21 protein-coding genes are annotated in these 25886 nt (G+C 63.9%); 12 read left to right on the top strand and 9 right to left on the bottom strand.

Going from position 1 to position 25886, the window contains the following annotated elements; translation table 11 throughout:
* Nucleotides 1–113: 113 nt before the first annotated feature.
* A complete protein-coding gene (gene dxs / locus D4765_RS15420) occupies nucleotides 114–2057 on the top strand; it encodes a 1-deoxy-D-xylulose-5-phosphate synthase (RefSeq protein ID WP_136643209.1) in 1944 nt (647 codons plus the stop codon).
* 122 nt (nucleotides 2058–2179) lie between these two features.
* On the top strand, nucleotides 2180–2692 hold the full coding sequence (locus D4765_RS15415) for a hypothetical protein (RefSeq protein ID WP_136643208.1): 513 nt from the start codon (nucleotides 2180–2182) through the stop codon (nucleotides 2690–2692).
* Between the two features lie 57 nt (nucleotides 2693–2749).
* Here the strand turns inward: D4765_RS15415 and D4765_RS15410 are convergent, their stop codons facing one another.
* The 5 genes from D4765_RS15410 to D4765_RS15390 form a co-directional block, all read right to left on the bottom strand.
* Entirely contained in the window at nucleotides 2750–3286 is a 537-nt protein-coding gene (locus tag D4765_RS15410) for a dihydrofolate reductase family protein (RefSeq protein ID WP_136643207.1), read from the bottom strand.
* Between the two features lie 68 nt (nucleotides 3287–3354).
* Nucleotides 3355–5490 carry a 3-hydroxyacyl-CoA dehydrogenase NAD-binding domain-containing protein gene (locus D4765_RS15405; protein WP_136643206.1) on the bottom strand — a complete coding sequence of 712 codons (2136 nt, stop codon included), beginning with the start codon at nucleotides 5488–5490 and terminating at the stop codon, nucleotides 3355–3357.
* 20 nt (nucleotides 5491–5510) lie between these two features.
* The gene (locus tag D4765_RS15400; protein WP_136643205.1) at nucleotides 5511–6719 is read right to left on the bottom strand and encodes a thiolase family protein; all 1209 of its coding nucleotides are present in this window, start codon (nucleotides 6717–6719) and stop codon (nucleotides 5511–5513) included.
* Nucleotides 6720–6798: 79 nt separating this feature from the next.
* A complete protein-coding gene (locus D4765_RS15395; protein ID WP_201799337.1) occupies nucleotides 6799–8001 on the bottom strand; it encodes an HRDC domain-containing protein in 1203 nt (400 codons plus the stop codon).
* Nucleotides 8002–8095: 94 nt separating this feature from the next.
* Nucleotides 8096–8692 carry a DUF3000 domain-containing protein gene (locus D4765_RS15390; protein WP_136643204.1) on the bottom strand — a complete coding sequence of 199 codons (597 nt, stop codon included), beginning with the start codon at nucleotides 8690–8692 and terminating at the stop codon, nucleotides 8096–8098.
* Nucleotides 8693–8779: 87 nt separating this feature from the next.
* Between D4765_RS15390 and D4765_RS15385 the strand changes: the two genes are divergently transcribed.
* Nucleotides 8780–10030 carry an alpha/beta hydrolase family protein gene (locus tag D4765_RS15385; RefSeq protein WP_136643203.1) on the top strand — a complete coding sequence of 417 codons (1251 nt, stop codon included), beginning with the start codon at nucleotides 8780–8782 and terminating at the stop codon, nucleotides 10028–10030.
* A 92-nt stretch (nucleotides 10031–10122) separates the two neighbouring features.
* Here D4765_RS15385 and D4765_RS15380 read toward each other — a convergent pair whose 3' ends face one another.
* Together D4765_RS15380 and D4765_RS15375 are read right to left on the bottom strand one after the other, a co-directional pair.
* Nucleotides 10123–10563 (bottom strand): SufE family protein, encoded by a 441-nt coding sequence (locus D4765_RS15380; protein ID WP_237280486.1) that lies wholly within the window; start codon nucleotides 10561–10563, stop codon nucleotides 10123–10125.
* Nucleotides 10564–10569: 6 nt separating this feature from the next.
* Nucleotides 10570–11475 carry a sulfurtransferase gene (locus D4765_RS15375; RefSeq protein WP_136643202.1) on the bottom strand — a complete coding sequence of 302 codons (906 nt, stop codon included), beginning with the start codon at nucleotides 11473–11475 and terminating at the stop codon, nucleotides 10570–10572.
* 98 nt (nucleotides 11476–11573) lie between these two features.
* Here D4765_RS15375 and zapE point away from each other — a divergent pair, with 98 nt between their 5' ends.
* Together zapE and D4765_RS15365 are read left to right on the top strand one after the other, a co-directional pair.
* Nucleotides 11574–12611 carry a cell division protein ZapE gene (zapE, locus tag D4765_RS15370; protein WP_136643201.1) on the top strand — a complete coding sequence of 346 codons (1038 nt, stop codon included), beginning with the start codon at nucleotides 11574–11576 and terminating at the stop codon, nucleotides 12609–12611.
* Nucleotides 12612–12931: 320 nt separating this feature from the next.
* Nucleotides 12932–14167 (top strand): ammonium transporter, encoded by a 1236-nt coding sequence (locus D4765_RS15365; protein ID WP_237280487.1) that lies wholly within the window; start codon nucleotides 12932–12934, stop codon nucleotides 14165–14167.
* A 108-nt stretch (nucleotides 14168–14275) separates the two neighbouring features.
* Here the strand turns inward: D4765_RS15365 and D4765_RS15360 are convergent, their stop codons facing one another.
* Complete coding sequence (locus D4765_RS15360; protein WP_136643199.1) at nucleotides 14276–15979, bottom strand: long-chain-fatty-acid--CoA ligase; 1704 nt, start codon at nucleotides 15977–15979, stop codon at nucleotides 14276–14278.
* Nucleotides 15980–16116: 137 nt separating this feature from the next.
* Between D4765_RS15360 and D4765_RS15355 the strand changes: the two genes are divergently transcribed.
* The 4 genes from D4765_RS15355 (at nucleotide 16117) to D4765_RS15340 (ending at nucleotide 20019) form a co-directional block, all read left to right on the top strand.
* Nucleotides 16117–16311, top strand: a complete 195-nt coding sequence (locus D4765_RS15355) for a hypothetical protein (RefSeq protein ID WP_136643198.1) — start codon at nucleotides 16117–16119, stop codon at nucleotides 16309–16311.
* A gap of 53 nt (nucleotides 16312–16364) precedes the next feature.
* Nucleotides 16365–16577 carry a DUF3072 domain-containing protein gene (locus tag D4765_RS15350; protein WP_416351996.1) on the top strand — a complete coding sequence of 71 codons (213 nt, stop codon included), beginning with the start codon at nucleotides 16365–16367 and terminating at the stop codon, nucleotides 16575–16577.
* Nucleotides 16578–16643: 66 nt separating this feature from the next.
* On the top strand, nucleotides 16644–17147 hold the full coding sequence (locus D4765_RS15345; protein ID WP_136643196.1) for a type II toxin-antitoxin system PemK/MazF family toxin: 504 nt from the start codon (nucleotides 16644–16646) through the stop codon (nucleotides 17145–17147).
* A 124-nt stretch (nucleotides 17148–17271) separates the two neighbouring features.
* Nucleotides 17272–20019, top strand: coding sequence for a helix-turn-helix transcriptional regulator (locus D4765_RS15340; protein WP_136643195.1), 2748 nt, complete (start codon nucleotides 17272–17274; stop codon nucleotides 20017–20019).
* Here the strand turns inward: D4765_RS15340 and D4765_RS15335 are convergent.
* A complete protein-coding gene (locus D4765_RS15335; RefSeq protein ID WP_237280485.1) occupies nucleotides 19987–21321 on the bottom strand; it encodes a glycosyltransferase family 2 protein in 1335 nt (444 codons plus the stop codon). The two genes, D4765_RS15340 and D4765_RS15335, sit on opposite strands and share 33 nt — an antisense overlap.
* Before the next feature lie 315 nt (nucleotides 21322–21636).
* Between D4765_RS15335 and D4765_RS15330 the strand changes: the two genes are divergently transcribed.
* Genes D4765_RS15330 through glmS form a run of 3 tightly spaced genes read left to right on the top strand, consistent with a single transcriptional unit; the run spans nucleotide 21637 to nucleotide 25873 of the window.
* The gene (locus tag D4765_RS15330; protein WP_136643194.1) at nucleotides 21637–22992 is read left to right on the top strand and encodes a nucleotide sugar dehydrogenase; all 1356 of its coding nucleotides are present in this window, start codon (nucleotides 21637–21639) and stop codon (nucleotides 22990–22992) included.
* Complete coding sequence (locus tag D4765_RS15325) at nucleotides 22989–24023, top strand: GDP-mannose 4,6-dehydratase (protein ID WP_136643193.1); 1035 nt, start codon at nucleotides 22989–22991, stop codon at nucleotides 24021–24023. The genes D4765_RS15330 and D4765_RS15325 overlap by 4 nt, the downstream gene beginning before the upstream one ends.
* A complete protein-coding gene (gene glmS, locus D4765_RS15320) occupies nucleotides 24023–25873 on the top strand; it encodes a glutamine--fructose-6-phosphate transaminase (isomerizing) (protein WP_136643192.1) in 1851 nt (616 codons plus the stop codon). Before D4765_RS15325 ends, glmS begins: the two co-directional genes overlap by 1 nt.
* Nucleotides 25874–25886 lie beyond the last annotated feature (13 nt).

Genomic DNA, 25886 nt, shown 5'->3' with positions numbered 1-25886 from the left:
GGCAAGGGGATGGGGCGAGGGGATGAGGCCGGGCATCCGGCTGGCGTCCTAGCACTAATACGCTGGGGGGCCAGCCTTCACGCAAATACGTTCTCGAAGAATAGACTCGTGCAATGACCCTTCTCGAACAGATCACAGGGCCCAGGGATCTTGACGCACTGAGCCCAGAGCAGCTGGTAGTGCTCGCGGCCGAGGTGCGTCATTTTCTCATCACAGAGGTCTCGAAGACCGGTGGCCACCTCGGCCCGAACCTCGGCGTGGTCGAGCTGACCATTGCCATCCACCGGGTGTTCGACTCACCTCGAGACGCCATCGTCTTCGACACCGGTCACCAGTCATACGTTCACAAGCTGCTCACGGGCCGTCAAGACTTCAGCCACCTGCGGGAGAGTGGCGGTCTCGCAGGCTACCCGCAGCGCTCAGAGAGCCCGCACGACGTCGTCGAGAGCTCGCACGCCTCGAGTTCGCTCAGCTGGGCCGACGGCATCTCGCGCGCCTTCGTGATGACCGGCCAGGCCGACCGACACGTCGTGGCGGTGGTGGGCGACGGGGCCCTCACCGGTGGCATGACGTGGGAAGCGCTGAACAACATCAGCGACGACAACGATCGCAACCTCGTCATCGTGGTCAACGACAACGGCCGCTCGTACGCACCGACCATCGGCGGTATGGCCCGCTACCTGAACTCGGTTCGCACGGCAGCCGGCTACCGCGACCTGCACCACTCGAGTGAGCGCCTGTTCAGCCACTTCGGTGCCGCCGGTCGCGCCATCTACCGCGGCGCCCGCGGCGGTATGCACGGGTTTCTCAGCCGCCTCACGAACAACGAAGCGCTGTACTCCAACCTCGAGATCAAGTACATCGGGCCGATCGACGGTCACGATGTACACGCTATGGAGCAGGCCCTGCACCAGGCCAAGGAGTACCACCAGCCCGTCATCGTGCACGCCATCACCGAGAAGGGCCGAGGGTACGAGCCGGCCCGGGCCGACGTGGCCGACCAGTTTCACGCCGTGGGGCAGATCGACCCTGAGACAGGCGAACCGATCGGCAGTGCATCCGGCGGCCCGTCGTGGACCAGTGTCTTCTCAGACGAGATCGCACGCCTCGCCGAGACCAACCCGAAGATCGTCGGCATCACCGCCGCGATGCTGCGGCCCACTGGCCTGCACAAGCTGGCCGAGAAGTTTCCCTCCCGCGTGCTCGATGTGGGCATCGCCGAACAGCACGCCGTCACGAGTGCCGCCGGGCTCGCGTTCGGCGGGCTGCACCCCGTCGTCGCGCTCTACGCCACCTTTGTGAACCGGGCGTTCGACCAGGTCTTGATGGATGTGGGGTTGCACCGCGCTGGCGTCACCTTCGTGCTCGACCGCGCGGGTGTGACGGGCCCCGACGGCCCCAGCCACCACGGTATGTGGGATCTGGCCATTCTGCAGGTGGTTCCGCACATCAGGTTGAGTGCGCCGCGTGACGCCGAGCGGCTGCGCGAGGTTCTCGGTGAAGCTCTTCAGGTCGACGATGCCCCGACGGTCATCCGATTTCCGAAAGGCAGCGTGGGCGGGCCCATCGATGCGGTCAGGCGGATGCCCGATGGGGTGGATGTTCTGCGCGATGCCGAACAGAAAGACGTGCTGATCGTGGCGGTCGGCTCCTTTGCCGCACTCGGACTCGATGTGGCCGAGAGACTTGCCGCGCAGGGCATCGGAGCCACGGTGATCGACCCGCGCTGGGTGGTTCCTGTTGCCCAGAGCGTCATCGACCTGGCGGCGGAACACCGCCTTGTCATCACGCTCGAAGACGGTATTCGTGTGGGCGGGGTCGGCACGCGCATTCGCCAAGACCTGCGCGCAGCCGGCGTCGACACCGCGCTCACCGAGCTCGGGCTGCCCGACGAGTTTCTCGACCATGGTTCACGCTCAGAGATTCTCGAGAAGGTGGGGCTCACGCCGCAGCACATCGCGCGTGACGTGGTGGCGCAGGTGCTGGGCAGCAGAATTCCCGTTGCACGCCCCGTTCCTGAAGACGCCGACGAGTCGGCCCAGTTCGGCTCCCGCTAGTCATACTGAACTACAAAGTGCCGTAATAACCTGTCTTTGTTCGACTCTCTATCTAATGTGGGCCCCCAAGTGCCGACCGTGACTGGCACCTAGCTGGCGCGAATATTCGAAAAGAGTTACGAATGAAGCACACCAGCCTTCTGTTTAGAGGTTCTATTGCGCTATTGATCAGCGTGTCGGCGGTGTTCTGTGCGGACGTGAGTAGTGCGAGCGCAAGTCCACAGAACTGTTCAGGGGCTGATGCCCCACCGCAATGTCACCATCTTCCCTCTGCGCCGCCGTCCGTGCTGCGATCTTCGTCGTTTGTGCCGGCAGCGGGAGTGAACTATTTCGATGTTTTCACTTTTGCGGGTGGGACGCCCGGTAGTACGCATTCCGCGTCCGGCGGTACCATCTGGCTGAGATGCTCGAACGGCTTCTCTCATGCGTTCAAGCTTCGTGCCGGCACACTCAGCGGCGCCTTCGTCTCCGACGAGTTGCGGACGGTCGATGCCGAGGCGGCGGGATCGTGCGTTTTTGAGACCACGAGCCAAATTTCTTTGGGAGTGTCCAAGAGCTATCTCAGTGAATTCTTCAAAGCAGATTCTGGATATGGCTCTCCGATTGTTCCGTCTTGGGACGTCCAGTTCGAGTAGAAGGACCGACCCGCGCCTGAGAGATGCTCGTCAACCTGGAGCCGAGGCCCGGTCATCTCAGCTGAGGCTGTACGACAGCCCCACGGCACCGCCGTCGAAGGGGGTTGTCGCCAGCAACTGCAGACGGCGCGGGTCGCCCGTGAGAGGCAGCAGGGGAGTGCCCGAGCCGAGCACGATGGGCATCACGCTGACAATCAGTTCGTCGAGCAGGCCTCGCCCGGCGAACTGCGCCGCCACGTTGCCGCCACCGACGATCCACACATTCGCACCGGCGGCGGCGGCCAGCGCACGCGTGGCGACGACCTCGGGGCTCTCGCTGGTGAAGAAGACGTTGGCGCCCTCGGCGGTGGGCAGCTCACGGGTGGTCAGCACCCAGATGGGCATATCGCCATAGGGCCAGGCCTGAAGCTCTTCGTCGACGATGAACTGGTACGTCGCAGAGCCCATAATGAGCGCACCGACGTCGGCCAGAAAGGCTTTGTAATGCGTTTCGTGGGAGTCGAAACCGAACTGCAGCAGCCAGTCCATCGTGCCGTCGGCATCGGCAATGAAGCCGTCGAGACTCGACGCAACGTAGTACTGGGTCTTGGCCATGCCTCCACACTAGGGCGCTGCACGGTGTGGAGGCATAGAGCCCACACCGTGCAGACGAAGACCGAGTGTCAGTTCACGCCCGCGATGCGGGGGTGGTGAAAGGTGTCGTTGAAGACCCGTTCGCTGGCACCCACGCGGTCGAGGTAGGGTGTCACGCCGCCCATCTGAAAAGGCCAGCCCGCCCCGAGAATGACGCAGAGGTCGATGTCTTCGGCGGCGTGCACCACGTCGTCGTCGAGCATGCGATGAATCTCGTCAGCCAGGCCGTCTTCGACGCGGCGGAGGATCTGTTCGCCGGTCATGGGCTCTGTTCCGCCGGCGACGATGGCGACCGCCTGCTTGTCGAAGCCCTTGATCTTGCCCTTGGCGTCGCGCTCGAAGATCTTGCCGTGGTCGGCCAACTTATGCAGATTGGCGCTCTCGAAGAACCGGTCGGGGAAAGCCGCGTGGTGCGTGTCGAGAACGTGGGCGCCCACTTTCAGCCCCACCAGTTCGAGCAGTTCGAACGAGGTCATGGGCAGCCCGAATGGTGCAAGGGCGGTGTTCACGACCTCGAACGAAGTGCCGGTGTCGACGGCATGCATTGCCTCACCGAGCAGCTTTGCGAGAATGCGATTCACCACGAACCCAGGGGTGTCCCGCGTGATGACAGCGTTCTTGCGCAGCTTGGCGGCGGTCACCATGGCAGTCGAGAGCGTGGCCTCGTCGGTCAGCGGTGTGTTGACCACTTCAATGAGGGGCATGACGGCCACCGGGTTGAAGAAGTGGAAACCCACTACCCGCTCGGGGTGCTTCAGCTTCGAGGCGATGGCTTCGACTGACAGCGACGAGGTGTTGGTGGCCAGAACAGCGGTTTCGGAGATGTACTGCTCGATGTCGGCGAAGACGTCTTGCTTCACACCGAGCTCTTCGAAGACGGCCTCAATGACCCAGTCTGCATCGGCGAAGTCGGCCTTGTTCGTGGTGCCGGAAATGAGCGCGTTGAGGCGATTCGACTCGTCGGGGGAGATGCGGCCCTTCGCGAGCAGGCCGGCAATCTCGCCTCTGATATAGCCGAGGCCCTTGTCGACCCGAGCCTGGTCGAGGTCAGTGATGACGACCGGCACCTGCAGACGGCGCACGAAGAGCAGAGCGAACTGGCTGGCCATGAGGCCGGCACCGATGACGCCGACCTTGCCGACCTTCTTCGCCAGTGCCTTGTCGGGCGCGCCGGCCGGGCGCTTGGCCCGCTTCTGCACGAGATTGAAGGCATAGATGCTCGCGCGAAACTGGTCGCCAGCCACGAGGTCGGCCAGCGCTTCGTCTTCGCGCGCGAACCCCTCTTCTTTCGTTCCCGACTTGGCGGCCTTCAGCAGGTCGAGTGCTGCGTAGGGTGACTTCGCCACGGTGCCGATACGACCTTCGAGCATCTTGCGCGCGATGCCGACGGCCGCGTCCCACTTGACCAGGCGTTCCACCTTGCCGGGTGCGTTCGAGCGTTTGACGGTGACAGCACCGGTTAGGACGCCGTCAGCCCAGCGCAGGGAATCTTCGAGAAAGTTGGCCGACGAGAACATGGCGTCGGCCATGCCCAGCTCGAGAACATCTTTACCCTTCAGGGTGCGGTTGTTCTTCAGCGGGTTCTCGATGATCACTTTGAGGGCATTCTCGATGCCGATGAGGTTCGGCAGCAGGTAGGCGCCTCCCCAGCCCGGGATGATGCCGAGAAAGACCTCGGGTAGGCCCAGTGCCGCGATGCCGGCGTCGACAGTGCGGTAGTCGCCATTCAGACCGATCTCCACGCCACCGCCGAGGGCGAGGCCGTTGATGAAGGTAAACGAAGGCACGCCCACCTCGCCGAGCTTCGCCAGCGCGAAGTGGCCCAACTGCGCCATCTGCTTGGCCATCGCCCGCGAGGTGACGTCGCCCACCTTGCTGAGGTCTGCGCCGGCAGCGAGGATGAACGGCTTGCCCGTCACCGCCACGGCATCGATCTCGCCCGCGGCCGCGCGCTGCTTCAGGCCGTCGAGTGCCTGCCCGTACTCGACCAGGCTGACCGGGCCGAGCGTGCTCGGCCGGGTGTGGTCGCGGCCGTTGTCGAGGGTGAGGAGGGCGAGTGTCTTACCGCTCGCGAGCGGAATATCACGCACGTATGAGTGCGTCACGACCTCGTCGACCGAGAATGCGATGAGCTCTGAGAAATCAACTTCAGCGTAGTTCGTCATAGCAGTATGTCAGTCGGCGCTCAGCGCGACTTCTTCGCCTTTCGGTCGTAGTTCGGGTTCTCCCAGATGACGCTGCCGCCCTGGCCGAGGCCGACGCACATGGCGGTGAGACCGTACTGAACCTCGGGGTGTTCAGAGAACTGCCGGGCAAGCTGGTTCATCAGGCGAACGCCCGACGACGCCAGCGGGTGGCCGAGCGCGATGGCCCCGCCGTATTCGTTCACACGCGGGTCGTCGTCGTCGATGCCGAAGTGGTCGAGAAACGACAGCACCTGAACGGCGAAGGCTTCGTTGAGCTCGAACAGCCCGATGTCGGTGATCGACAGGCCGGCCTTCTTCAGGGCCTTCTCGGTGGAGGGCACGGGGCCGATGCCCATGATCTCGGGTGCTACGCCGGCGAACGCGAAGCTCACCATGCGCATCTTGGCCGTGAGGCCCAGCTCTTTCACGACCGAGCCGCTGGCCAGAATGGCCGCCGTGGCGCCGTCATTCAGCCCTGACGAGTTGCCGGCGGTGACCCGGCCGTGCGGGCGGAACGGCGTGCGCAGGTTCGCGAGGCCCTCCATGGTGGTCTCGGGGCGGGGCGCCTCGTCGGCCGTGGCGAGGCCCCAGCCGCTCTCGCTGCGAATGGCAACAGGAATGAGGTCGGGCTGAATCTTGTTGGCCGCGTACGCCGCCGCGACCTTCTGCTGCGAGCGGAGTGCGTAGTGGTCTGCGCGCTCTTTGGTGAGCTGCGGAAAACGGTCATGGATGCGTTCGGCCGTCGACCCCATGTTCAGAGCCTCTTCGCCCACCAGCCGCTCAGAGAGAAAACGCGGGTTGGGGTCGGCCCCGAAGCCCATCGGGTGCCGACCCATGTGCTCGACACCACCGGCGATGACGATGTCGTAGGCGCCGAAACCGATACCGCTGCCCGTCGTCGTGACGCTCGTCATCGCACCCGCACACATGCGGTCGATGGCGAACCCGGGCACCGACTGGGGGAGCCCCGCGAGCAGCGCTGCCGTGCGGCCGAGGGTCAGGCCCTGGTCGCCCTGCTGCGTGGTCGCGGCGATGGCGACCTCGTCGATACGGTCGTGCGGCACGTTGGGGTTGCGCTCGAGCAGGCCGAGCATGGCTTTCACTATCAGGTCGTCAGCCCGGGTGTTCCAGTACATTCCTTTTTCGCCTGCACGCCCGAAGGGGGTGCGAACTCCGTCAACAAAAACGACTTCAGATATTGCGGCCACTATGCCTCATGCCTCCCGGAATAAGAATCGTTCCGATCTTATGCGGGGCCTTTTCGACCCCGTAATCGATTGCCCTTTTCTACGATTCAGTGTCGACGTCGTCGGCGACGTGTTGTGGAGCGTCTACAAAGGCTTGCGCAATTGACTGTGCGGTTAGCTCAACCTGCCACGGCCGCGCGCCGGCCACGGTCAACGACGTGGCAACGCTCTCGGCGCTCACGACGACCGGCGGGCTCCAGGCGAGCCGACGCAGCAGTTCGGGCGTGAGCAGGTTCTCGAGCGGAATGCGGTGCTCTTCACCGAGCGCGAGCAGGGCTTGGCGCGCGGCCTTCAGCCGGGCATCCGCCTCGGGGTTACGGTCTGACCAGCTGCGCGGGGGCGGGAGGGTGTCAGCAGAACGCGTGGTGACGGGCGGGGTGGTGGATGCCCGCCCCACCTCGATGGCGTTCCACCAGCGGTCGAGCTCCGAGCGTGACGCCCGGCCCGTGAACTCACGCATAGCGGCAAGATCGCGTTTCGACTCTGGCAGCGCGCGTGCGGCCGCCATCAGCGAGAGGTCGGGCACGAGGCGCCCCGGTGCGACGTCGGTCGACCGTGCTAGCTCATCGCGCGCGAGCCACAGTTCTCGAGCCGCGGCCAGGTTCTTGGCTCCGCGGAGCGCGCTGACCCCCGAGAGCCGGCGCCACGGGTCGGCCAGGGGAGGCTTGGCTTCTTTGTCGAGGGTGGCCTGAAACTCCTGGCGCGCGATCTCGGTCTTTCCCTGCTCGGTGAGCAGTTCGACCATCGCGTCACGAAGGTCGATGAGAAGCTCGACGTCGAGTGCAGCGTACGTCAGCCACGAAGCGGGCAGCGGCCTCGTCGACCAGTCGGCCGCCGAGTGCTCTTTTGCCAGGTGGATGCCCAGCAACTCTTCGACCACGGTGCCGAGCCCCACCCGCGGCAGTCCGAGCAGGCGTGCGGCCAGTTCGGTGTCGAAGATGACGGTGGGCGCGAGGTCGACCTCGCGGAGGCATGCCAGGTCTTGGCTCGCCGCGTGCAACACCCACTCGTGACGGGAGATGAGCTCTGACAGCTCGGCGAACGAGCCGATGGGCGGCGGGTCGAACAGAAAAGTGCCGGCACCTCGCCGGTACAGCTGAATCAGGTAGGCGCGCTGTGAGTACTTGAAACCCGACGCGCGTTCGGCGTCGATCGCGATGGGGCCGGTACCGGCGGCAATGAGCTCGACCGCAGCGAGGTAGCCCTCGCGCGTGTCGATGACGTCATAGGGCGTCGTCGGCAGAACAGGAGTTCTCAGCGCGTCTGTCACCAGCGCGTCTGTGACCAACGCGTCGTGCACGAGCGGGTCTGTCGCGAGCGGGTCTGTCTGCTGCGGGTCACTCACGCGCTGCGCGCCTTGCCGCCAGCAGGCTCACGCCGTCTGCCACCGGGGGCAGGCCGGCGAGCATGCAGAGCAGCTCTCCCCAACCTTCGACATGGGTCTTCACATCTGCGTCCTTCGGAGTCCATGACGCGCGCAGTTCGATCTGGGCGCCGTCACCCTGCTTGGCGAGTTCGCCGAAGCCTGATGACAGTATTTTAGTTGCTGTACCCGAAGCATGCGAGTACTTCGCGCCCTTGGTGTCGAGCGCATCGATGAGCCACGACCACGTGACATCGGCGAGAAAGGGGTCGAGCCCGATCTCGGTTTCGAGGGGGGCCTGAACGAAGCACACTACGCGAAAGGCCCCACCCCACGCCTCGGGCTCATCAGGGTCGTGCAGCAGAATGAAGCGGCCCGTGCCGAGGTCTGAGTCTGACCCATGCCGTAGCGGCGTCACATCGGCCGACAGGGCGATGGAGTACGGCGCGAGGTTGGGGGGCGAGGCGATCTCGTTCACGACGAGCTCTGGCCGGGTGGCTGCGGTGCGCAGTGATTCGAGGGCCGCCGCGAATGCGGGGGGCACCGCGGGGCTGAAGGGGGAATCGGACACGTCGTCAGACTAGAGTTTTTTTGAGTGTCTGCTGGGAAGGCACGCCGTTTGTACGGTGTGTGACGAGCTGTCTGCAAAGGTGTGTGCATGAAAAACGATCGAGAGCCCGTTGTGAAGGGCCGACCCTCTGCGGTGGCCCCCTGGTTGGTGGCCGCCATTGCGGCAGGCACCCTCGCAACAGCAGTTGCGGCCTCGGCCGCTTTCGTCACCGCGAAGTTCTCTCGTTCGGTCGTCATTCCCACCGATTCGGCCACCGAGAACCTGCGCATCCACGGGGTCGATGAGGCGAACGGCACCATCACGCTCGGCGTCTCGGCCGACTCCCTGGTCGCCGGTCGGTACAGTCTCTGGTTCGCCGGGGGCACCGGCCACGCTCGCATCGGCGACATCGTCTCGGTCGAGGCGGGCCGGGTCACCCGCAGCCTCGAGGCCGTCGATTTCGGTGAGCTTTCGGATGCCCGTTGGTGCCGCCTCGGCAGTTGGTACTTTCTCGACCCCCGCGAGCTCGGGTTCTCCGTGACAGACGTCGCGGTCGAAACGGAGCTCGGCCCGGCTCCCGCCTGGCTCATCACCGAGCCGAGCGCCGCCGCTGTTCCCGCCGCCGCTGCTGCCCCCGCTGTTCCGATCGCGACCAGCGACCGCTGGATGATCGCCGTGCACGGCAGAGGTGTCAGCCGCGCCGAGACCATTCGCGCACTGCCCCTGTTTCACGAACTCGGCTACACCACTCTGCAGATCTCGTACCGCAATGACGGCGATGCGCCTCGCAGTTCTGACGGGCGTTACGCCCTCGGTGACACCGAGTGGCACGACGTCGATTCGGCCATGAAGTACGCCATCGAGCACGGCGCGAAGCAGCTCGTTCTGATGGGCTGGTCGATGGGCGGTGCCACCGTTCTGCAGGCAGCCACCCGGTCGATCAACGCCTCGTACATCAGGGCCGTCGTACTCGATTCACCCGTAGTCGCCTGGAGTGACACCATTGTCTTCCAGGGCCACCTCAACCACCTGCCCGAGCCCATCTCGAAGGGCGTCATGGCCACGATCGGCAGCACGATGGGGCGGGCCGTCACCGGTCAATCACAGCCGATCAACTTCAAGCGGCTCGACTTCGTGGCTCGGGCCTCTGAGATCGCCTTCCCTGTGCTCATTCTGCACAGCGACGACGACGGGTTCGTGCCGTCGACAGCGTCGCGTCGGCTCGCCCACGCGCGGCCCGACCTCGTGACGCTGGTCTCGTTCTCGAACGCGAAGCACGTGCGGCTGTGGAACTACGACCCCGCGCGTTACACGAGTTCTATTCGCGACTGGCTGAGCGCGCGGGGGTTGGTGGGCTGAGGGGCGGCGGCCGGCTGTTACCGGCCGAACAGTACCGGCCAATACCAGCCAATACCAGCCAGTACCAGCCGAACAGTACCGGCCGCGCAGCCTCAGCCGTGCATCCGTTCGCGCACCTGGCGTTTGGTGCGGCCGAGCATCGCCGACATGCCGCGCAGTCGTAGCGGAGAGACGGCCTGTGAGAGCCCGAGCATCTGGGGGAAGTCGTCGGGCACGGCCAGTACCTCGTCGGCAGTGAGACCACCGAGGCCCTGCGCCAGAATCGACGCGAACCCGCGGGTGGTCGGCGACTCGGCGGGGGCCGTTGCGAACAGCTGAACCACGTTGTCATCGCCGACCTCGACGAAGATGAAGACCGGAGACTGGCATTCGACGACGCGTTCGAAGAGGTCAGGATGCTCGGCATAGCGCGGGGGCAGTTCGGGTAGCTCGTTCGAGAACTCGAGCAGCAGTTGCAGCCGCTCTTTCATCGTGAGCGCCAGAAAGTCGTCACGAATCTCGGCGAGGGCGGGCTGCAGCTCGGTGTCGGTCACGAACGGCTACTTCGAGACGTGCTCGCCGCGGGCCGAGCCCTGAACGATGGGAACACGCACGGCAGAACCCCACTCGGTCCACGAACCGTCGTAGTTGCGAACGCCCTCGAAGCCGAGCAGGTGGGTGAGCACGAACCAGGTGTGGCTCGAGCGCTCACCGATGCGGCAGTACGCGATGACGTCGTCGCCGTCGTTCAGGCCGAGGCCCTCACGGTAGATGTCATTCAGGTCGGCCAGTGGCTTGAAGGTTCCGTCGTCGGCGGCCGCCTTCGCCCAGGGCACGTTGTGCGCGGTCGGAATGTGCCCGGCACGCAGCGCACCCTCTTCGGGGTAGGCGGGCGCGGTGGTGCGTTCGCCGCTGAACTCTTCTGGCGAGCGAACGTCGACGAGAACACCCTGTCGCTCGAGGTGTTCGAGCACGTCGTCTTTGAAGGCGCGGATGGCCACGTCGCTGCGCTCGACGATGGGGTACTCCACCGGCGTCACGTCGGTCTCGTCGGTGGTCACCGGGCGGCCCTCGGCGATCCACTTGCCGCGGCCGCCGTCGAGCAGACGCACGTCTTCGTGGCCGAACAGGGTGAACACCCACAGCGTGTAGGCGGCCCACCAGTTGCTCTTGTCGCCGTAGATGACCACGGTGGAGTTGCGGTCGATGCCCTTCGAGCCCACCAGCGTGGCGAACTCTTCGCCGAAGATGTAGTCGCGGGTCACCGGGTCGTTGAGGTCGGTGTGCCAGTCGATCTTCACCGAACCACTGATGTGCCCTGTCTCGTAGAGCAGAACGTCTTCGTCAGATTCCACAACCACCAGGTCGGTGTCGCCGAGGTGTTCTGCCAACCATTCGGTACTCACGAGGCGGTCGGGATGCGCGTATTCGGCGAACTTGGGTGAGGTGTCGGTTTCGACAGCCATTGTTACCTCCAGTTGTGGCCGTACGGCCGGTGGTGCACGGTGCTTCACAGTTTTCAAGGTGGTTCAGGGTGCGTGGAATTGCGCTTTAATTGCCAGTGATGACAACCGACAGCGGTAGTACAACTATTCCATTGCACCTGACCGATCTGCGCCCCACTCTGACGGGAGCCGAGATGGCGGCCGTGCTGGTGCCACCGCGCCAGTTTGACACGGCCTCGTTCGACTCGTACCGGCCCGACCCCGATCACGCGTCACAAGCCGAAACACTGCAGAAGGTGCGAGACTTCGCCGGTTCGTTCGCTCCAGCGAAGCCGGCCGGTTTCTTCAGTCGCAAGCCCAGGGCATCCGACTCCAAACCGGGCATCTACCTCGACGGAGGGTTCGGCGTGGGCAAGACCCATCTGCTGGCGGCGCTCTGGCACGCGGCACCCGCACCCAAGTTCTTCGGCACCTTCATAGAGTTCACCGCCCTCGTTGGAGCGCTCGGCTATGCCGACACCGTCAAACTGCTCACGGGCGCAAAGCTCATCGCCATCGACGAGTTCGAGCTCGACGACCCGGGCGACACCATGATGATGACCCGGCTGCTGGCCGACCTCGTGGCCACCGGCACCCGGCTCGCTGCCACATCGAACACCCCGCCGAACGCTCTTGGCGAGGGCCGATTCGCCGCTCAAGACTTTCTGCGCGAGATTCAGGCGCTCTCGGGGCGCTTCGACATCATTCGCATCGACGGGCTCGACTACCGCCGTCGCAACATCGAAGGGCACGCGAAGTCGCTGTCACCCGCGGAACTCGACGAAAAGCTCGGGCGGCTCGAGAGCGACGGGTCGCGGTTCACCGTCGACGCGTTCGACGACCTTGTACAGTTTCTCGGTTCACTGCACCCGTCGAAGTACGTGAAACTCCTCGACGGCGTCGACGCCTTGGTGCTCACCGACGTCAGCGAGCTGAAGAACCAGACCGATGCGCTCCGCCTGGTGGCGTTCATCGACCGCGTGTACGACGCCCAGCTGCCCGTCTACGCTTCGGGTCTCGCCCTCGACGAGGTGTTCGCCGGTGACATGATGAACGGCGGCTATCGCAAGAAATACCTGCGCGCCGCCTCCCGGTTGATCGCCTCCACGCAGAAATAACACACCTCTCCCACCTCCCAAAATGGGGGGTGGTTCTTTCGATGGAACTGCCGGTTTTCAGAAACACAGTTGTTACAAATCGGCCTGTCGCGTTACCTGCTCGAAACATGGATTCACCTCAGCCGAAACCTCGAACCACGAAGCTATTGGCGTAGCCGAGGCAACAGGCCCGAACCGTGGGCGCACTGGGCAACGGCGCATTGACTCAGTTCTGAGAGAGGTATTAGGTTCACATGATCACAGCGGACCCGACAATCGGTGATTTGACCACCACCGTCAACGCTTTATGGTTGCTCGTTGCAGCAGCCCTCGTACTCATCATGACCCCGGGAGTTGCCTTCTTCTACGGTGGCATGGTCAAGGCCCGCAGCGTCGTCAGCATGATGATGATGAGCTTTGGCGCCATGGGCCTCGTTGGGGTTCTGTGGGTCATCTACGGTTACGGCTTGGCCTTCGGCACAGTGGCGGGCAACACCTCGAACGACCTGATCCCCGGCGTTCTTGGCAACCCGAGCGGCCAGTTCCTGCTGGGCGACCTTGTGGGTGCGCCCGACGGCTCGGGTGCGAACCTGTACGGGCTGGCGTTCGCGGGCTTCCAGGCCACTTTCGCAATCATCACCGTCGCTCTGATCTCGGGCGCCATCGCCGACCGCGCGAAGTTCGGCTCCTGGATGCTCTTCGCCTTCCTCTGGGTGACCATCGTGTACTTCCCGGTCGCTCACTGGGTGTTCAACTTCACCGCTGACCCGACCACGGGTGCGGCAACCGACGGTGGGTGGATCGTCTTCAACATGGGCGTCAACGACTTCGCCGGTGGTACTGCGGTGCACATCAACGCCGGTGCCGCGGGCCTCGCGCTCGCTCTCGTACTCGGTAAGCGCATCGGTTTTCAGAAGGGCATCCAGAAGCCGCACAACGTGCCGCTGACCCTGCTCGGCGCCGCTCTGCTGTGGTTCGGCTGGTTCGGCTTCAACGCCGGTTCTGCAGCAGCTGTCAATGGAACGGCCGCCATCGCATGGATCAATACGCTCGCCGCTCCCGCCGCGGCCATCCTCGGTTGGCTCATCGTCGAGAAGTTCAAAGACGGTAAGCCGACATCGATCGGTGCGGCATCCGGCGCCGTCGCCGGCCTCGTGGCCATCACCCCGGCCTGTAACATCCTCACGCCCGGCTGGGGCATGGTTCTCGGTGCCGTCACCGGCGCGATCTGCTGCCTCGCCATCGAGCTGAAGTTCAAGCTCGGCTTCGATGACTCGCTCGACGTCGTGGGTATTCACCTCGTCGGCGGAATCATCGGAACGCTCTACATCGGTATCTTCGGTACCGGCATCGGCCTGATCGACCGCATCGGCAACGGTGACTCGAACCCGCTCAGCCAGCTCGGCGCGCAGGCGGTCGGTGCCGGTTCGGTACTCGTGTTCTCGTTCGTCATTGCCTGGCTGCTCGGTACGGCCATTCAGAAGACCATCGGGTTCCGCATCAGCACCGAAGACGAAGTCGCCGGTGTCGACACCGTGGTTCATGGCGAAGAGAGCTACGTGCTCGACCCCGCATAACCACTGCCTCACCTGCACCACAGCCAGAGCCGGGCGTTCCTCATCGCGAGGGGCGCCCGGTTCTGTCTGTGTCAGTAGCTACTCGTGCAGTAGCTCCTCCTGCGCCAGCTACTCGTGCAGCAGCTTCTCGCGCACCTGCCGGCGGAGAACCTTGCCGATGAGCGACGTGGGCAGCTCATCGAGCACCACCACGCGCTTGGGAACCTTGTACGCGGTGAGGTGCTCGCGACTGAAGTCGCGGATGGCCTTCTCGTCGAGCGACGCCCCCGGGTTCAGAACGACAGCGGCCACGACGTCTTCTCCGCCGCCACTGCCCGGCAGACCCACGACCGCCACGTCTTTCACCGACCGGTGCTGACGCACGGCGTCTTCGACCTCAGAGGGCGACACGTTGAACCCGCCCGTGATGATGAGTTCTTTGATGCGGTCGACGACACTCACGAAGCCGTCGGCGTCGATCGACACGATGTCTCCGGTGCGAAACCAGCCGCCCTCGATCAGCACTTCGCGTGACTGGTCGGGTTTCTGCCAGTAGCCTGCGAACACCTGCGGGCCGCGGATGAGCAGCTCGCCGGCCTCACCGACGGCCCGGTCGTTCGAAGTGTTCTCGGGGTCGACGATGCGAATCTCGGTATTCGGAAACGGCACGCCGATGGTGCCGGGCCGGCGGCTCGGCCCGACCGGATTCGCCAGGGCGACGGGCGAGGTCTCGGTGAGGCCGTAGCCCTCGACCAGCAGGCCTCCCGTGACGCTCTCCCAGAGCTCGACCGTGGCCACCGGCAGGTTCATCGCCCCCGAGATGGCGAACCGGATGCCCGACAGATCGACCCCGCGCTCGTGAGCCCCCGCGGCGAGCCGCTGGTAGATCGGCGGTACGGCCGGCAAAAAGGTGGGCGGATGCTTCTTCGCCGCCTGCAGCACCAGGTCGACGTCGAACCGCGGCAGCAGCACCAGCCGTGCCCCGGCGCTCATCGAGAAGGTGAGGCAGAGCGTGAGCCCGTACGCGTGGAACATGGGCAGCACCCCGTAGACGACCTCGGTGCCCTCGGTGAGCTGCGGCAGCCAGGCTCGCCCCTGCAGCGCATTGACGTGCAGGTTGAGGTGGGTCAGCATGGCGCCCTTGGGGGTTCCCGTGGTGCCGCTCGTGTACTGCAGCAGAGCGATGTCAGAGACGGCGGGGCGCGGGCGCGACTGCTTGATGCGGCGGTTCTCGAGCAGGGTGTGCCAGGGGATGGTGCCGCGCACGGGCGCGTGCAGGGCGGCCCGGGCATCCCGCGCCTTCTTCACCGGCAGGCGAAGAGCAAGGCGGGTGTGCAGCGGCATGGCCTCGGTGAGGTCGACCGAGATGAGGTGCTTCACGGCCAGGTCGGCTGGCATCTTCTGCACGGTGTCGCAGACCTTGTCCCAGGCGATGACCACGGCGGCTCCGTGGTCTTCGAACTGGTGCCGCAGTTCTCGCGGCGTGTAGAGCGGGTTGTGTTCGATGACGATGGCCCCGAGTCGGAGCACCGCGTAGAACGCGACGATGTGCTGGGGGCAGTTCGGCAGCACGAGGGCGACGCGGTCACCGTGCTCGACGCCGAGCTTTCTGAGGCCCTCTGCGGCGCGTTCGATCTGCTCGCCGAGCTCGCGGTAGGTGGTCTCGGCACCGAAGAATTCGAGGGCGACCTTCGGGCCGTACTTCTTCACACTCGCCTCGATGAGGTCGACCAGCGACCCCGTGGGCAGCTCGATGTCGCTCGGCACCCCCTCGGCATAACTCGAGAGCCAGGGCCGGTTCTTCGCGGGTGTTGACGGGGTGCTGACGCTCATCTGCAGTATGCCTCTCTTGGCCTCGTTGCCGACTTTCAGTATGCCTTAGCACGATCTGAGAAAACCCACCATGACCTTTACGACCCTTTGCCAAGGTCTTTAGGGTTGAAGAACCGATCAACGCGAAGGAGTACATCATGGGCCTGCTAGACAACGCTAAAGAAGCCGCAGAAGCAACCGGCGAGAAGATCAGCCGCACTGTCGACGACACTAAGGGCCGTCTTTCAGACAAGGCTGACGAGGCCAAGGCTAACGCCGATGTGAAGGCTGCGGAGAAGAACCGTGACGCGACAGAGGCGAAGAACGACTACAAAGAGAGCCTTCGCGATTGAGCGACGCGCCAGAGACCGACCCGGAGTCGAACTCCGAACTCGAGGGTGAGACCCTGGGCGGTGCTCGCCCCGACCCGTCGACCGACGCCAGCAAAGACCCGGCCGACTGGGTGACAGGCGATGAGCCGATGACAGGCCCCCAACGCAGCTACCTCGACACCCTTGCGCGAGAGGCGGGCGAGACTCTTCCGGCCGACCTCACGAAGGCCGAGGCGTCAGAGCACATCGATCGTCTGCAACAGAAGACCGGGCGCGGTACGAGCTGAGCCAGTGTGCTGGGCACTGCTGTGTCGCGGGTGACTGCGCGCGTGAGCCTGTGAGACGGTAGCCGTATGGCTCGTCTCACAGGCTTTTTTCATGCGCTCAGGCGCCTGTTCGGCGGCGGTGACTCCACTGGCCGTGCTGTCTCACGAGTCTCCACCGCTTCCCGCAGTTCGTCGCTCACAACACAAATCGACCCTGCGCGGCTGCGGGGGCTGAAGCTCTCGTACGCGCCGAAGGCCGATGCGCGGCCTGATCCTGGTGAGGTCGTGTGGGCATGGGTGCCCTACGAAGAGAACGATGGGCGAGGCAAAGACCGCCCCGTGCTCATCGTGGCACGGCTGACGGGCAGCTCGGTGCTGGGCATCCAGCTCACCAGCACGTCGCATGACGGCGACCGGGGCGCGCTTCGTCTCGGCCCGGGCCCGTGGGATTCGTCGGGTCGCGCGTCGTGGGCGCGCCTCGACCGACTGTTTCGCGTCAGTGACGGCGGTATGCGCCGCGAGGGCGCGGCTCTGGATGCCCGAACCTACGCCCGGGTGGCGAATGCGCTCACTGCGCGATACCGGTTCTGAGCCCCCCGTTAGGGTACTAGCGCCCGTCGCGCATGCCTGAGAACGTATCAATCGTAAGTAAATTTTCGCTTGAACTAGCCAAAATGAAGGAATTCGCGCCCAGACCCGTGCGAAAGATGCGTCAATGGATACCGTTCAGCGCTCATCAGCGTTAGAGAGAATCAGCTTGCTCGCCTCGAGTCGCGAGGAGGGTGCGTTGATTGTGTGCGGTACACTAGGTTCTGGTCGCACACATCTGATCGAAAGCGCCCTCGCCTCGGTCGCCACGCACGCGATCCTCGTGCGAATATCGCGCGCAGAGATGCTCTACCCCCTGTCAGGTCTCTCTGCCGTTCTGACAAAGATCGGTGACGCGAGACTCGCCCAGTTCACGGGGCGGTTCGCTCTGGTTTCGACCGATAACGCCGACCTCTTCGCCGCGGCCGAGACCCTTCTCATGCTGCTGAGAGGGCTCGCCCTCGAACCGGTGCTTGTGTTCGTCGACGACATCGACCAGATGGACAAAGAGAGCCTCGCAATTCTGAGTTACATGAGCACGCGACTCAGTTCTACAAACGTGAGCCTCGTTGCGAGTATCGAAGCCGTCGGCGACGACATGGCCGGGTTGGCCCTCTCAGAACGGGGTGCGCCCGGCGCGGTTCGCCTGTCTCCCCTCTCGGCGTTCTCCGGTGTGTCGAGCGTGTTGCTCGCACCACTCACGCCAAATGAAATCGCTCACCTCATTGCGGAGACGGTGCCGCTGCCGCTCGACGATGCGCTGGTTCAGATCGTCTGTAGCTACGCAGATGGTCTGCCCCTTGCCATTATGCAGATGCTGCCCTCCGTCGAATCGGCTGGCACTGGTTCGCTTGTCCTCCCCTTCAGATTGGGGGCTCGCACCAGGCACATCGCCCGTCAGGCTGTCTCCGGCCTGACTGCTCCTGCGTTACAACTCTTCAAAAACATCTGCGCCGCGCCGTTGACCCATCTCGACGCTCTACTCGATGAGTCGACGGAGGCTTCAGACGCACTCGACGAACTTCTGGCGTCAGGGGTTGTGACAGCAGAGGCCGGCTGCGTGCGCGTCTCGAGCGGATTGGTGCGGTCAGGAACCTACTGGGCCATGCCCGCGATAGAGCGACGCGAGATTCACACCCTGATGGCTGAACGCAATCAGAACATCGATGCGGCAATGGCTGTCTGGCACGAGTCATGGATATCACCTCACAATTGGGGTGCCAAGCTGCTTCTCGCCGCTGCCACAGCCCTGGCCGCCGGTGGTCATCGCAGTGCCGCGATCGAATGTTGCGAACGAGCGCGCGGAAATCAGCTGCCACCCGATCGCATAGACGACCACCTGAGAGATCTGGCGACAGCGTTCTTTGAACACGGGGATCTCATCATCGCGCTGCGCTACTGCCAAATCTCTCTCGATGCCGACATTCCGCCGAGCGAAGCGCTCGAGCTTCAGCTCATCAAGACCCACATCGAATTTCTGCTCGACGAACACCTCTCGCCGAACGAGGTCGAAGCGCGACTCGAAGATTCCCAACCGGGCTCCACTGCGCTCACACTGCGCCTTCTGGGAGCCATGGCGTTTGTGCGTGCAGAGCGAGGCGAAGCGAGTGGTGCTCTCGAACTTCTCTCACGAATCGACCGAGAGGTGTACCCCGGGCGAGCTGGCCCCCTCCTGCAGTGGGAGCACTCGGTAGTGACGGCGCTGGCAGGTGGCCTCGAGCCCCGCGAGATTCAGCAGGCAGCTCTCGACTCCTCTGGGATTTCATCGATGCCGCTCGCTCTGCAGACATTGGTGGGCCGGGCCCTCAGTTTTGCCGAGCACCACGCTCAGGCCAGAAAAGTCTTCGTGGGAACCTTGGTGCACGCAGGCGAATCCGATCGAGCCCTGCATGAGGTCAGCGGCGTGTATGCCGCTGAGAACGACGTGCGCTCTGGCCACTTGCATTATGCGATCAGATTCGTTGGCGATCTTTCGAGTGCATCCGAAGTATTTCGGTTTCGGCGCACTCTTCTGCAGGCGTGGAGTCTCGAAGTACGAGGGCTGCCCTCGGAAGCGCGCGCCCTCATGGCCGAATGCGAGTCGATGCTCGAGCGTGAGCGCAACCCCGTGCTTGCTGCTCGCCTCTTTTCGGCGGAAGGTACCTTCGACCTGATGCGGGGCAATGTCGAGCAGGCCCTGGGCTATTTTCATCGCGTTCGCGCGGTCACCCTTCAGATGTCGCTCGCCTTGCACGCCCGGCACGATGTCGACCTGATCGAAGCAACGCTGATGGCAGGCTCTCGCCGCGAAGCGCAGGTTCTGTTCCTCGACTTCGATGAGCTGTGCGCGAGAATGCCGTCGCGTTGGGCGACTCTCGCAGGAGCGAGGGCTCGCGCGCTGCTCGCCCCCGATGCCCTCACGATTGCTGCATTCGACAGTGCGATCAGCGACTATAGACCGGATGACTCACCCTATGAGCTGGGCCGGCTGATGTTGAGCTACGCCTACCGGCTTGATCAACTGTCGCAATTCGAGCATGCGAACCGGGTGCGTGCCAATGCGCGCCAGATATTCGCCAGCATTGGTGCAAACGGCTGGGTGCTGGCGAGCATCCGACCACATCGAGTGCCTGAACCGCCACCGAAGGGGGTCGGGCTTCTCGTCGACCTCACCCCGAGTGAGCAGGAGATCGTGGTTCTGCTGCAACACGGACACCGCAACAAAGAGATTGCCGCACGCCTTTTCGTGTCGCTGCGCACGGTCGAGGTCAGATTGACCCATGTCTACCGAAAAACGGGTGCTCATTCCCGCGCCGATCTTCTGGCAATGCTATGGCACGCAGAAACCGAATCGTCGTCGGCCTCAGCTCTCGCCGTCGGCCCCGCGGCCATGTGAGGTGAGCTCGGGGGCGCGCCGTGAGGGGCTGGTCCATGCTCCTGTCGACTCTCCCACAATCGCCTCCGGCAGGCGGTGCAGGCACAGGGCTGCGTCGATGAGCCGCAGAACCGGGAAGGCGAACCCATAGAGCAGAAAACTCGGTCTGCGGGCGACTATGGCGGCAAAGATCGTCAGGAGGTAGTCGGGGATGACGATACCGAGTATCAGTACGCCGGGCGAGATGACCACGGCGACCTCGAACCCACCGACCATACCGTTCCACCCCAGCGAGGTGAAGACTCCGCTGGCAGCCGAGAGCGCGATGAGGGGCACCAACAGCACGAGCAATATGCTGCTGGTCACCAGTTCGGCGATGTAGAGGTACAGGGCGAGCCAGAATTTTCGGGGTTGCCACGGGTGACGTATGACGGTCTGCCAGAAGCCGAGCGACCAGCGGCCGACCTGCTTGAGATAGTCGTGGAAGTTGTCGGGGTCTTGGGTCAGGGCGACGGCCGCGTTCGGGTGGAACGCAATACGGCCGAGTGATCGAGCGTGGATCTCGAAGGTCATGTTGTAATCTTCGATGGTCAGGCCCGGGGCTGCGATGTCGATCAATTCGAGCACCCGCGACCGATACATGCTGGCGAACCCGGGCACGATGGTGACTACGTTGATCGATCGCGCTGCCTGCCCGAATTTGATCAACAGCTGCACCGCGATATAGACCCTTTCACGGTACGCCACCAGCAGTCGCCCGCCGAGGGAGCGGGCTCCCGGCTTCAGCAGGGTGGTCGCACGCCCGGCAACTGCGACAACCGCATCATCGGTGAACAGGGGCAGTCCCGTTTCGAGATAGTTCTCTGAGAGGTGCGTGTCGGCGTCGAGCAGAACCACTACCTCGAAATGAGTCTTCAGATCGAAGTGGCGAATGCCAGCGACGATAGCCCCCGCCTTGCCCCTATTCGGGCTCAGCTCGAGCACATTCGCCCCTGCGTCGCGGGCCAACGACACGGTGCCATCGCTTGAGCCATCGGAAATGACGAAGACCTGCCGGAGAGGAACCTGTCGCGCAGCCGAGCGGAGCGTTTCAGCCAGCACCAGTTCTTCGTTGTGTGCGGCGATCACGATGGCGACCTGGTCGCGCGTGACACTCGGGTGCAGGCTCAAGGCCGGTCGACCGAGCCGAGCACTGCGGTGCATCCGACGGTGCGCGACGAATTGTGCGACCACCCGGCAGAGGCCGGCTACGCCCCACAGCAGCGTGTTGACACCGACCAACAGCAGCCCGATGACAATCAACGCCCAAACCGATTGACTCACGATGCCTCCTGATCTTGAGACGGGTCTTCACCCACACTGCTGCTCGAAAGCACTCACCGTACAAGCGTGCTGGCTCACGTGGTGCGAATCGCACGCTGCAGAAACCACATACTTCTGCGGTTAACCGCAGGCAATACCACAAAGCCGACACAAACCCGCATGTTGCCTGGTCATCGATTGCCGTCAGGTTCAGCGGACGGCCAGTGTATGACCCACGGTTCGCGGGTAGCAGCGAACGCCGTACTGCGAGTCTGCTCCTTCAGCGGCTGGCCAATCCTCACTCACTCTGCTACACGATCTGCAAGGGGAAGCGTTATGTCATCACTCACCGACATTCGGCACGGCATCGAGTTCGCACACCCCGATCGGGTCGTGTTGACGCTCGCGGTCGAACCTCCGCAGGCGAAGGCCGAGTTCGACTTCGACGTTGCGGTCGTCGGCCTCGGCTACGTGGGTCTGCCGACGGCCATCGCCTATGCCGACTCGGGGGCCCGCGTTCTCGGGCTCGAAATCAGCCCCCGGCGGCTGGAGACGATTCTCGATCGGCGTGCCGACGTACTCGAACGCGACCAGCTGAAACTCGACCGTGCGCTCTCTGGCAACAACTTGGCTCTCACGAACGACAAATCCGAGCTCTCGTCGGCTCGAGCCGTGATCGTCTGCGTGCCGACGCCGGTCGACGACTTTCTCGTGCCTGATCTCGCCATTCTCCGCGCAGCCTGCGCAGCCGTGGTCGAAGCGGCCACTGCGGGCCAGATCCTCATGCTCACGTCGACAACCTATGTGGGATGCACGAACGACCTGCTTGTTCAACCGCTGTCACAGCGGGGTTTCGTAGTGGGTCGCGACATCTTCGTCGCGTTCTCGGCCGAGCGCATTGACCCAGGCAACGCGTCGTTCGAGCAGCGCGACGTTCCCCGCGTCGTCGGCGGAGCGACTCTCGAGTGCGAAGAGGAGGCCGACCGGCTTCTGCACCTCTATGCCGCGAACGTGCACCACGTTGGCTCTCTGGCAGCCGCAGAGATGACCAAACTTCTGGAGAACACGTTTCGTGCCGTCAATATCGCTCTGGCCAATGAGTTCGCCGACATCTGCAGTTCGCTCGATATCGACATCAACACCGTGATCGATGCCGCTGCGACAAAACCTTACGGGTTCATGGCGTTCCGGCCGGGGCCGGGGGTCGGGGGGCACTGCATTCCCTGCGATCCGCACTACCTGCTCTGGCAGCTGCGCCGATCGAGAGTGGATGCACCTCTCATCGAAGTCGCCATGACGGCAATTGCGCACCGCCCTCGGCACGTGGTTGAGCGGGTGCGCGATGTGCTCTCGGGCCGCGGGCAAGGTCTCGCCACCGCGAAAGTACTCCTCGTCGGTATCGCCTACAAACCGAACGTTGCCGACCTCCGCGAATCTCCCGCGCTCGAGATTCTGTCGGAGCTGCGCAGTCACGGCGCGACCGTCGGCTATCTCGACAATCACTTCGACGTCGTTACCCTCAGCGACGGCCACGTGCTTCAGAACGTGACGCAGCCAGCCCTCTTTGCGGCTGATCTGATCATCATGCACACCACGCACGAGTCGGTCGACCTCGACTGGATCACCACCCACCAACTCGTCATCGATGCAACCTATGACCGCGTTTCGTACCCGACGGCGGTGACCCTGTGAAGACCCTGGTCACGGGCGGTGCTGGCTTCATCGGCAGCCACCTCGTGGACTACCTGATGCGCCGAGGCGACGAGGTGACGGTGCTTGACGACCTCAGCACGGGTCGGGTGTCGAATATCGCCCACCAGCTGTTCGACTCACGGTTCACCTTTCGCGAAGGCTCGATTCTGGATGCCAGACTCGTCGATTCGCTGATCGCCCAGACTGATCGTGTGTTTCATCTGGCGGCTGCTGTCGGAGTGAAAATCATCGTCGAGCATCCGTTGTCGAGCCTTCGCACGAACATCCACGGCACAGAGAACGTGCTCACCGCGTGCACGGGCAGTGGCGTGCCCCTTCTGCTTGCTTCGACGAGCGAAGTGTACGGAAAGAATGAGTCAGACGGCCTCACTGAGGAGTCAGACCGCATCCTCGGTTCGGCGCTCACGTCGAGGTGGAGCTATGCCGCGGCCAAAGGCATCGATGAGTCGTTCGCTCACGCGTACTACACCGAATTCGGGCTGAACGTCAGCATCGTTCGGCTCTTCAACACGGTCGGGCCTCGTCAGACCGGTCGATATGGAATGGTGGTGCCCAATCTGGTCGGTCAGGCCGTGAGCGGTGAACCCCTCACGGTCTTCGGCGACGGCCAGCAGACGCGGTGCTTCTCCGCCGTTGGCGACATCGTTCCGGCTCTCGTCGCTCTTCTCGAGAGCGAGTCCGCCATCGGGCAGGCTGTCAACCTCGGAGGCGCGCATGAAATCTCGATTCTCGACCTCGCTGCCCGTTCGATTGAGGTGACGGGTTCTGCCAGCGGTATCGAACTCGTGCCCTATTCAGAGGCGTACGCAGCCGGTTACGAAGACATGCGCAGGCGCGTGCCCGACAACTCCAAGGCTGCTGCGCTGATTGGATTCGTGCCCCGAACCGGCATCGACCAGATCATTCGCCTGGTTGCAGAGAGCCTTCGAACCGCTGGCTCTCTTGAGGGCGAGCTGATGGAAAGGCCCTCGCGCCGGCCCCTCGAGTTCGCTCCCGTGGTGGTGCTCTGATGTGCGGGATTGTTGGATGCACCACTACAGAACGAGCTGACCGCTATCTGTTGCCGGCTCTCCAAGCGCTCGAGTATCGCGGCTACGACTCGGTTGGCGTGGCAATTGCTACTACTGATGGAACCGTCACCACGGTTCGATCGATCAATCGGATCGGTGATCTGACAGCGCAACTCGAGGCGCGAACCGGTGCTCGACTTTCGGGCACCGGCATCGGTCACACCCGCTGGGCGACGCACGGAGACGTCACCGAGGCCAACGCGCATCCGCATCAGGACTGCGACGGGCTCGTGAGCGTTGTACACAATGGCATCATCGAGAACGCCGATGTGCTTCGTGCAGAACTCATTGCCGAGGGTCATCGATTCTCGTCTGGCGTCGACAGCGAAGTCATCTGCCACCTGATCGAGCAGTCGCTCGTCGGTGCTAGCGACAGCGGCTTGCAGGGCGCCATCGAAAGTTGCGTTCGGCGCCTCGAGGGCAGCTGGGCGATTCTGGTGATGGAAACATCGACCGGCCGGCTGTTCGCCACAACGCATCGGGCACCGCTGCTGGTGGCCTCCAGCGACAATGGCCACTTCGTCGCCAGCGACGTCACGGCGATCGCGCCGTGGATCACTGCGTTCCGGGTCATGAGTGACGGCGACCTGGTCGAATTGGGCTCGCCCCTGCGGTGGATCGCCGGTGGCGTCGAGGTCGCACCGCCCGAGGCACTCGGTCTGTCGTGGTCGAGCTCCTTTCTCTCGCTTGCCGCCGATGACCCCGACTTCATGGGGCGTGAGATTGCGGAGCAGCCTGAAACGGTCGAACGTATTCTGAGCGAACTTGCGCCACGAGTGAGCACTGGAGACCTCTGGCGGGAGCTTGGTCTGCCGCACTTCAGACGAGTGGCAGTGCTCGGCTGCGGCACCTCATTGAACGCCGGGCGCATCATCGCTCACGCGTTCGGGGCCTTCGGCGCAATTGTCAACACAGCAGTGACAGCGAGCGAAGCCGGGGCGGTGGTGCTCGACGCAGAAACACTGGTGATTGCCGCCAGCCAGTCGGGAGAGACGGCAGACGTATTGCGAGCGTTGGATGAACTGCAGACCGGTCGTGGCCGGGTACTGGCGTTGACGAACAGTATGCATTCCACACTGGCCCGTCGTGCCGACGGCGTGCTCAACTGCTCTGCGGGCCCCGAGATCGGCGTGGCCGCGACGAAGACGTTCGTAGCCCAGGTTGTGACAGGCGTCTGTCTTGCGCTGTCGGCAATGGTTGCCAGAGGCACCATTCTGAGAGCGCAGGCAGACGCCATCGTCGATGATCTGCGTCGAACGCCCGACCGACTCGAAAACGCGATTGCAGTGTCACGACAATGGGTGCCCGACATCGTGGAGTCGGTTCGCGATGCCCAGGGGTTTCTCTTCCTGGGGCGGGGTGCCGGTGTTGTCTACGCCGCAGAGGGGGCATTGAAGCTGAAAGAACTCACCTATCGGTGGGCCGAGCACTATCCGGCTGGGGAGCTGAAACACGGGCCGCTGGCGCTGGTCGAAGAGGGCACTCCGGTCGTCGTCATCGAGAGCGCGGATGGCCGGTTGTCGGCGAACGTGGCCGAAGTTCGCTCGCGGGGCGGTCGTGTGATCAGCATCGGTGGTCCTGGTTCGTCGATTCCGGTCGTCGACGGGCATCCGGAGGCCTTCGCGCGATCTGGTCGAGTGTCACAGGGCAGAGGCGGCAACACATTTGCGGCCTGCGGGCCCCTCGAGAGTGTTGTTCCGATGCAGATTCTGGCGCGGGAACTGGCTATCGCCCTGGGGCGCGACGTTGACAAGCCCCGCAACCTGGCCAAATCGGTCACCGTCGAGTAGAAACACAGAGAGC

Origin of the sequence: Subtercola vilae (genome assembly GCF_004923255.1) — a bacterium.
Classification (GTDB): Bacteria; Actinomycetota; Actinomycetes; order Actinomycetales; family Microbacteriaceae; genus Subtercola; species Subtercola vilae.
Note: the sequence above shows the minus strand (reverse complement) of the source record. Positions and strands in the feature narration are given on the sequence as shown.

Excerpts from the sequence above, each read along its gene's own strand:
- glmS (WP_136643192.1), top strand. The coding sequence starts at position 24,023 with ATGTGCGGGATTGTTGGATGCACCACTACAGAACGAGCTGACCGCTAT.
- D4765_RS15360 (WP_136643199.1), bottom strand. The coding sequence starts at position 15,979 with ATGAGCGTCAGCACCCCGTCAACACCCGCGAAGAACCGGCCCTGGCTC.
- D4765_RS15375 (WP_136643202.1), bottom strand. The coding sequence starts at position 11,475 with ATGGCTGTCGAAACCGACACCTCACCCAAGTTCGCCGAATACGCGCAT.
- D4765_RS15405 (WP_136643206.1), bottom strand. The coding sequence starts at position 5,490 with ATGACGAACTACGCTGAAGTTGATTTCTCAGAGCTCATCGCATTCTCG.
- zapE (WP_136643201.1), top strand. The coding sequence starts at position 11,574 with ATGACAACCGACAGCGGTAGTACAACTATTCCATTGCACCTGACCGAT.
- dxs (WP_136643209.1), top strand. The coding sequence starts at position 114 with ATGACCCTTCTCGAACAGATCACAGGGCCCAGGGATCTTGACGCACTG.
- D4765_RS15355 (WP_136643198.1), top strand. The coding sequence starts at position 16,117 with ATGGGCCTGCTAGACAACGCTAAAGAAGCCGCAGAAGCAACCGGCGAG.
- D4765_RS15385 (WP_136643203.1), top strand. The coding sequence starts at position 8,780 with ATGAAAAACGATCGAGAGCCCGTTGTGAAGGGCCGACCCTCTGCGGTG.
- D4765_RS15410 (WP_136643207.1), bottom strand. The coding sequence starts at position 3,286 with ATGGCCAAGACCCAGTACTACGTTGCGTCGAGTCTCGACGGCTTCATT.
- D4765_RS15415 (WP_136643208.1), top strand. The coding sequence starts at position 2,180 with ATGAAGCACACCAGCCTTCTGTTTAGAGGTTCTATTGCGCTATTGATC.
- D4765_RS15365 (WP_237280487.1), top strand. The coding sequence starts at position 12,932 with ATGACCCCGGGAGTTGCCTTCTTCTACGGTGGCATGGTCAAGGCCCGC.
- D4765_RS15330 (WP_136643194.1), top strand. The coding sequence starts at position 21,637 with ATGTCATCACTCACCGACATTCGGCACGGCATCGAGTTCGCACACCCC.
- D4765_RS15345 (WP_136643196.1), top strand. The coding sequence starts at position 16,644 with ATGGCTCGTCTCACAGGCTTTTTTCATGCGCTCAGGCGCCTGTTCGGC.
- D4765_RS15340 (WP_136643195.1), top strand. The coding sequence starts at position 17,272 with ATGGATACCGTTCAGCGCTCATCAGCGTTAGAGAGAATCAGCTTGCTC.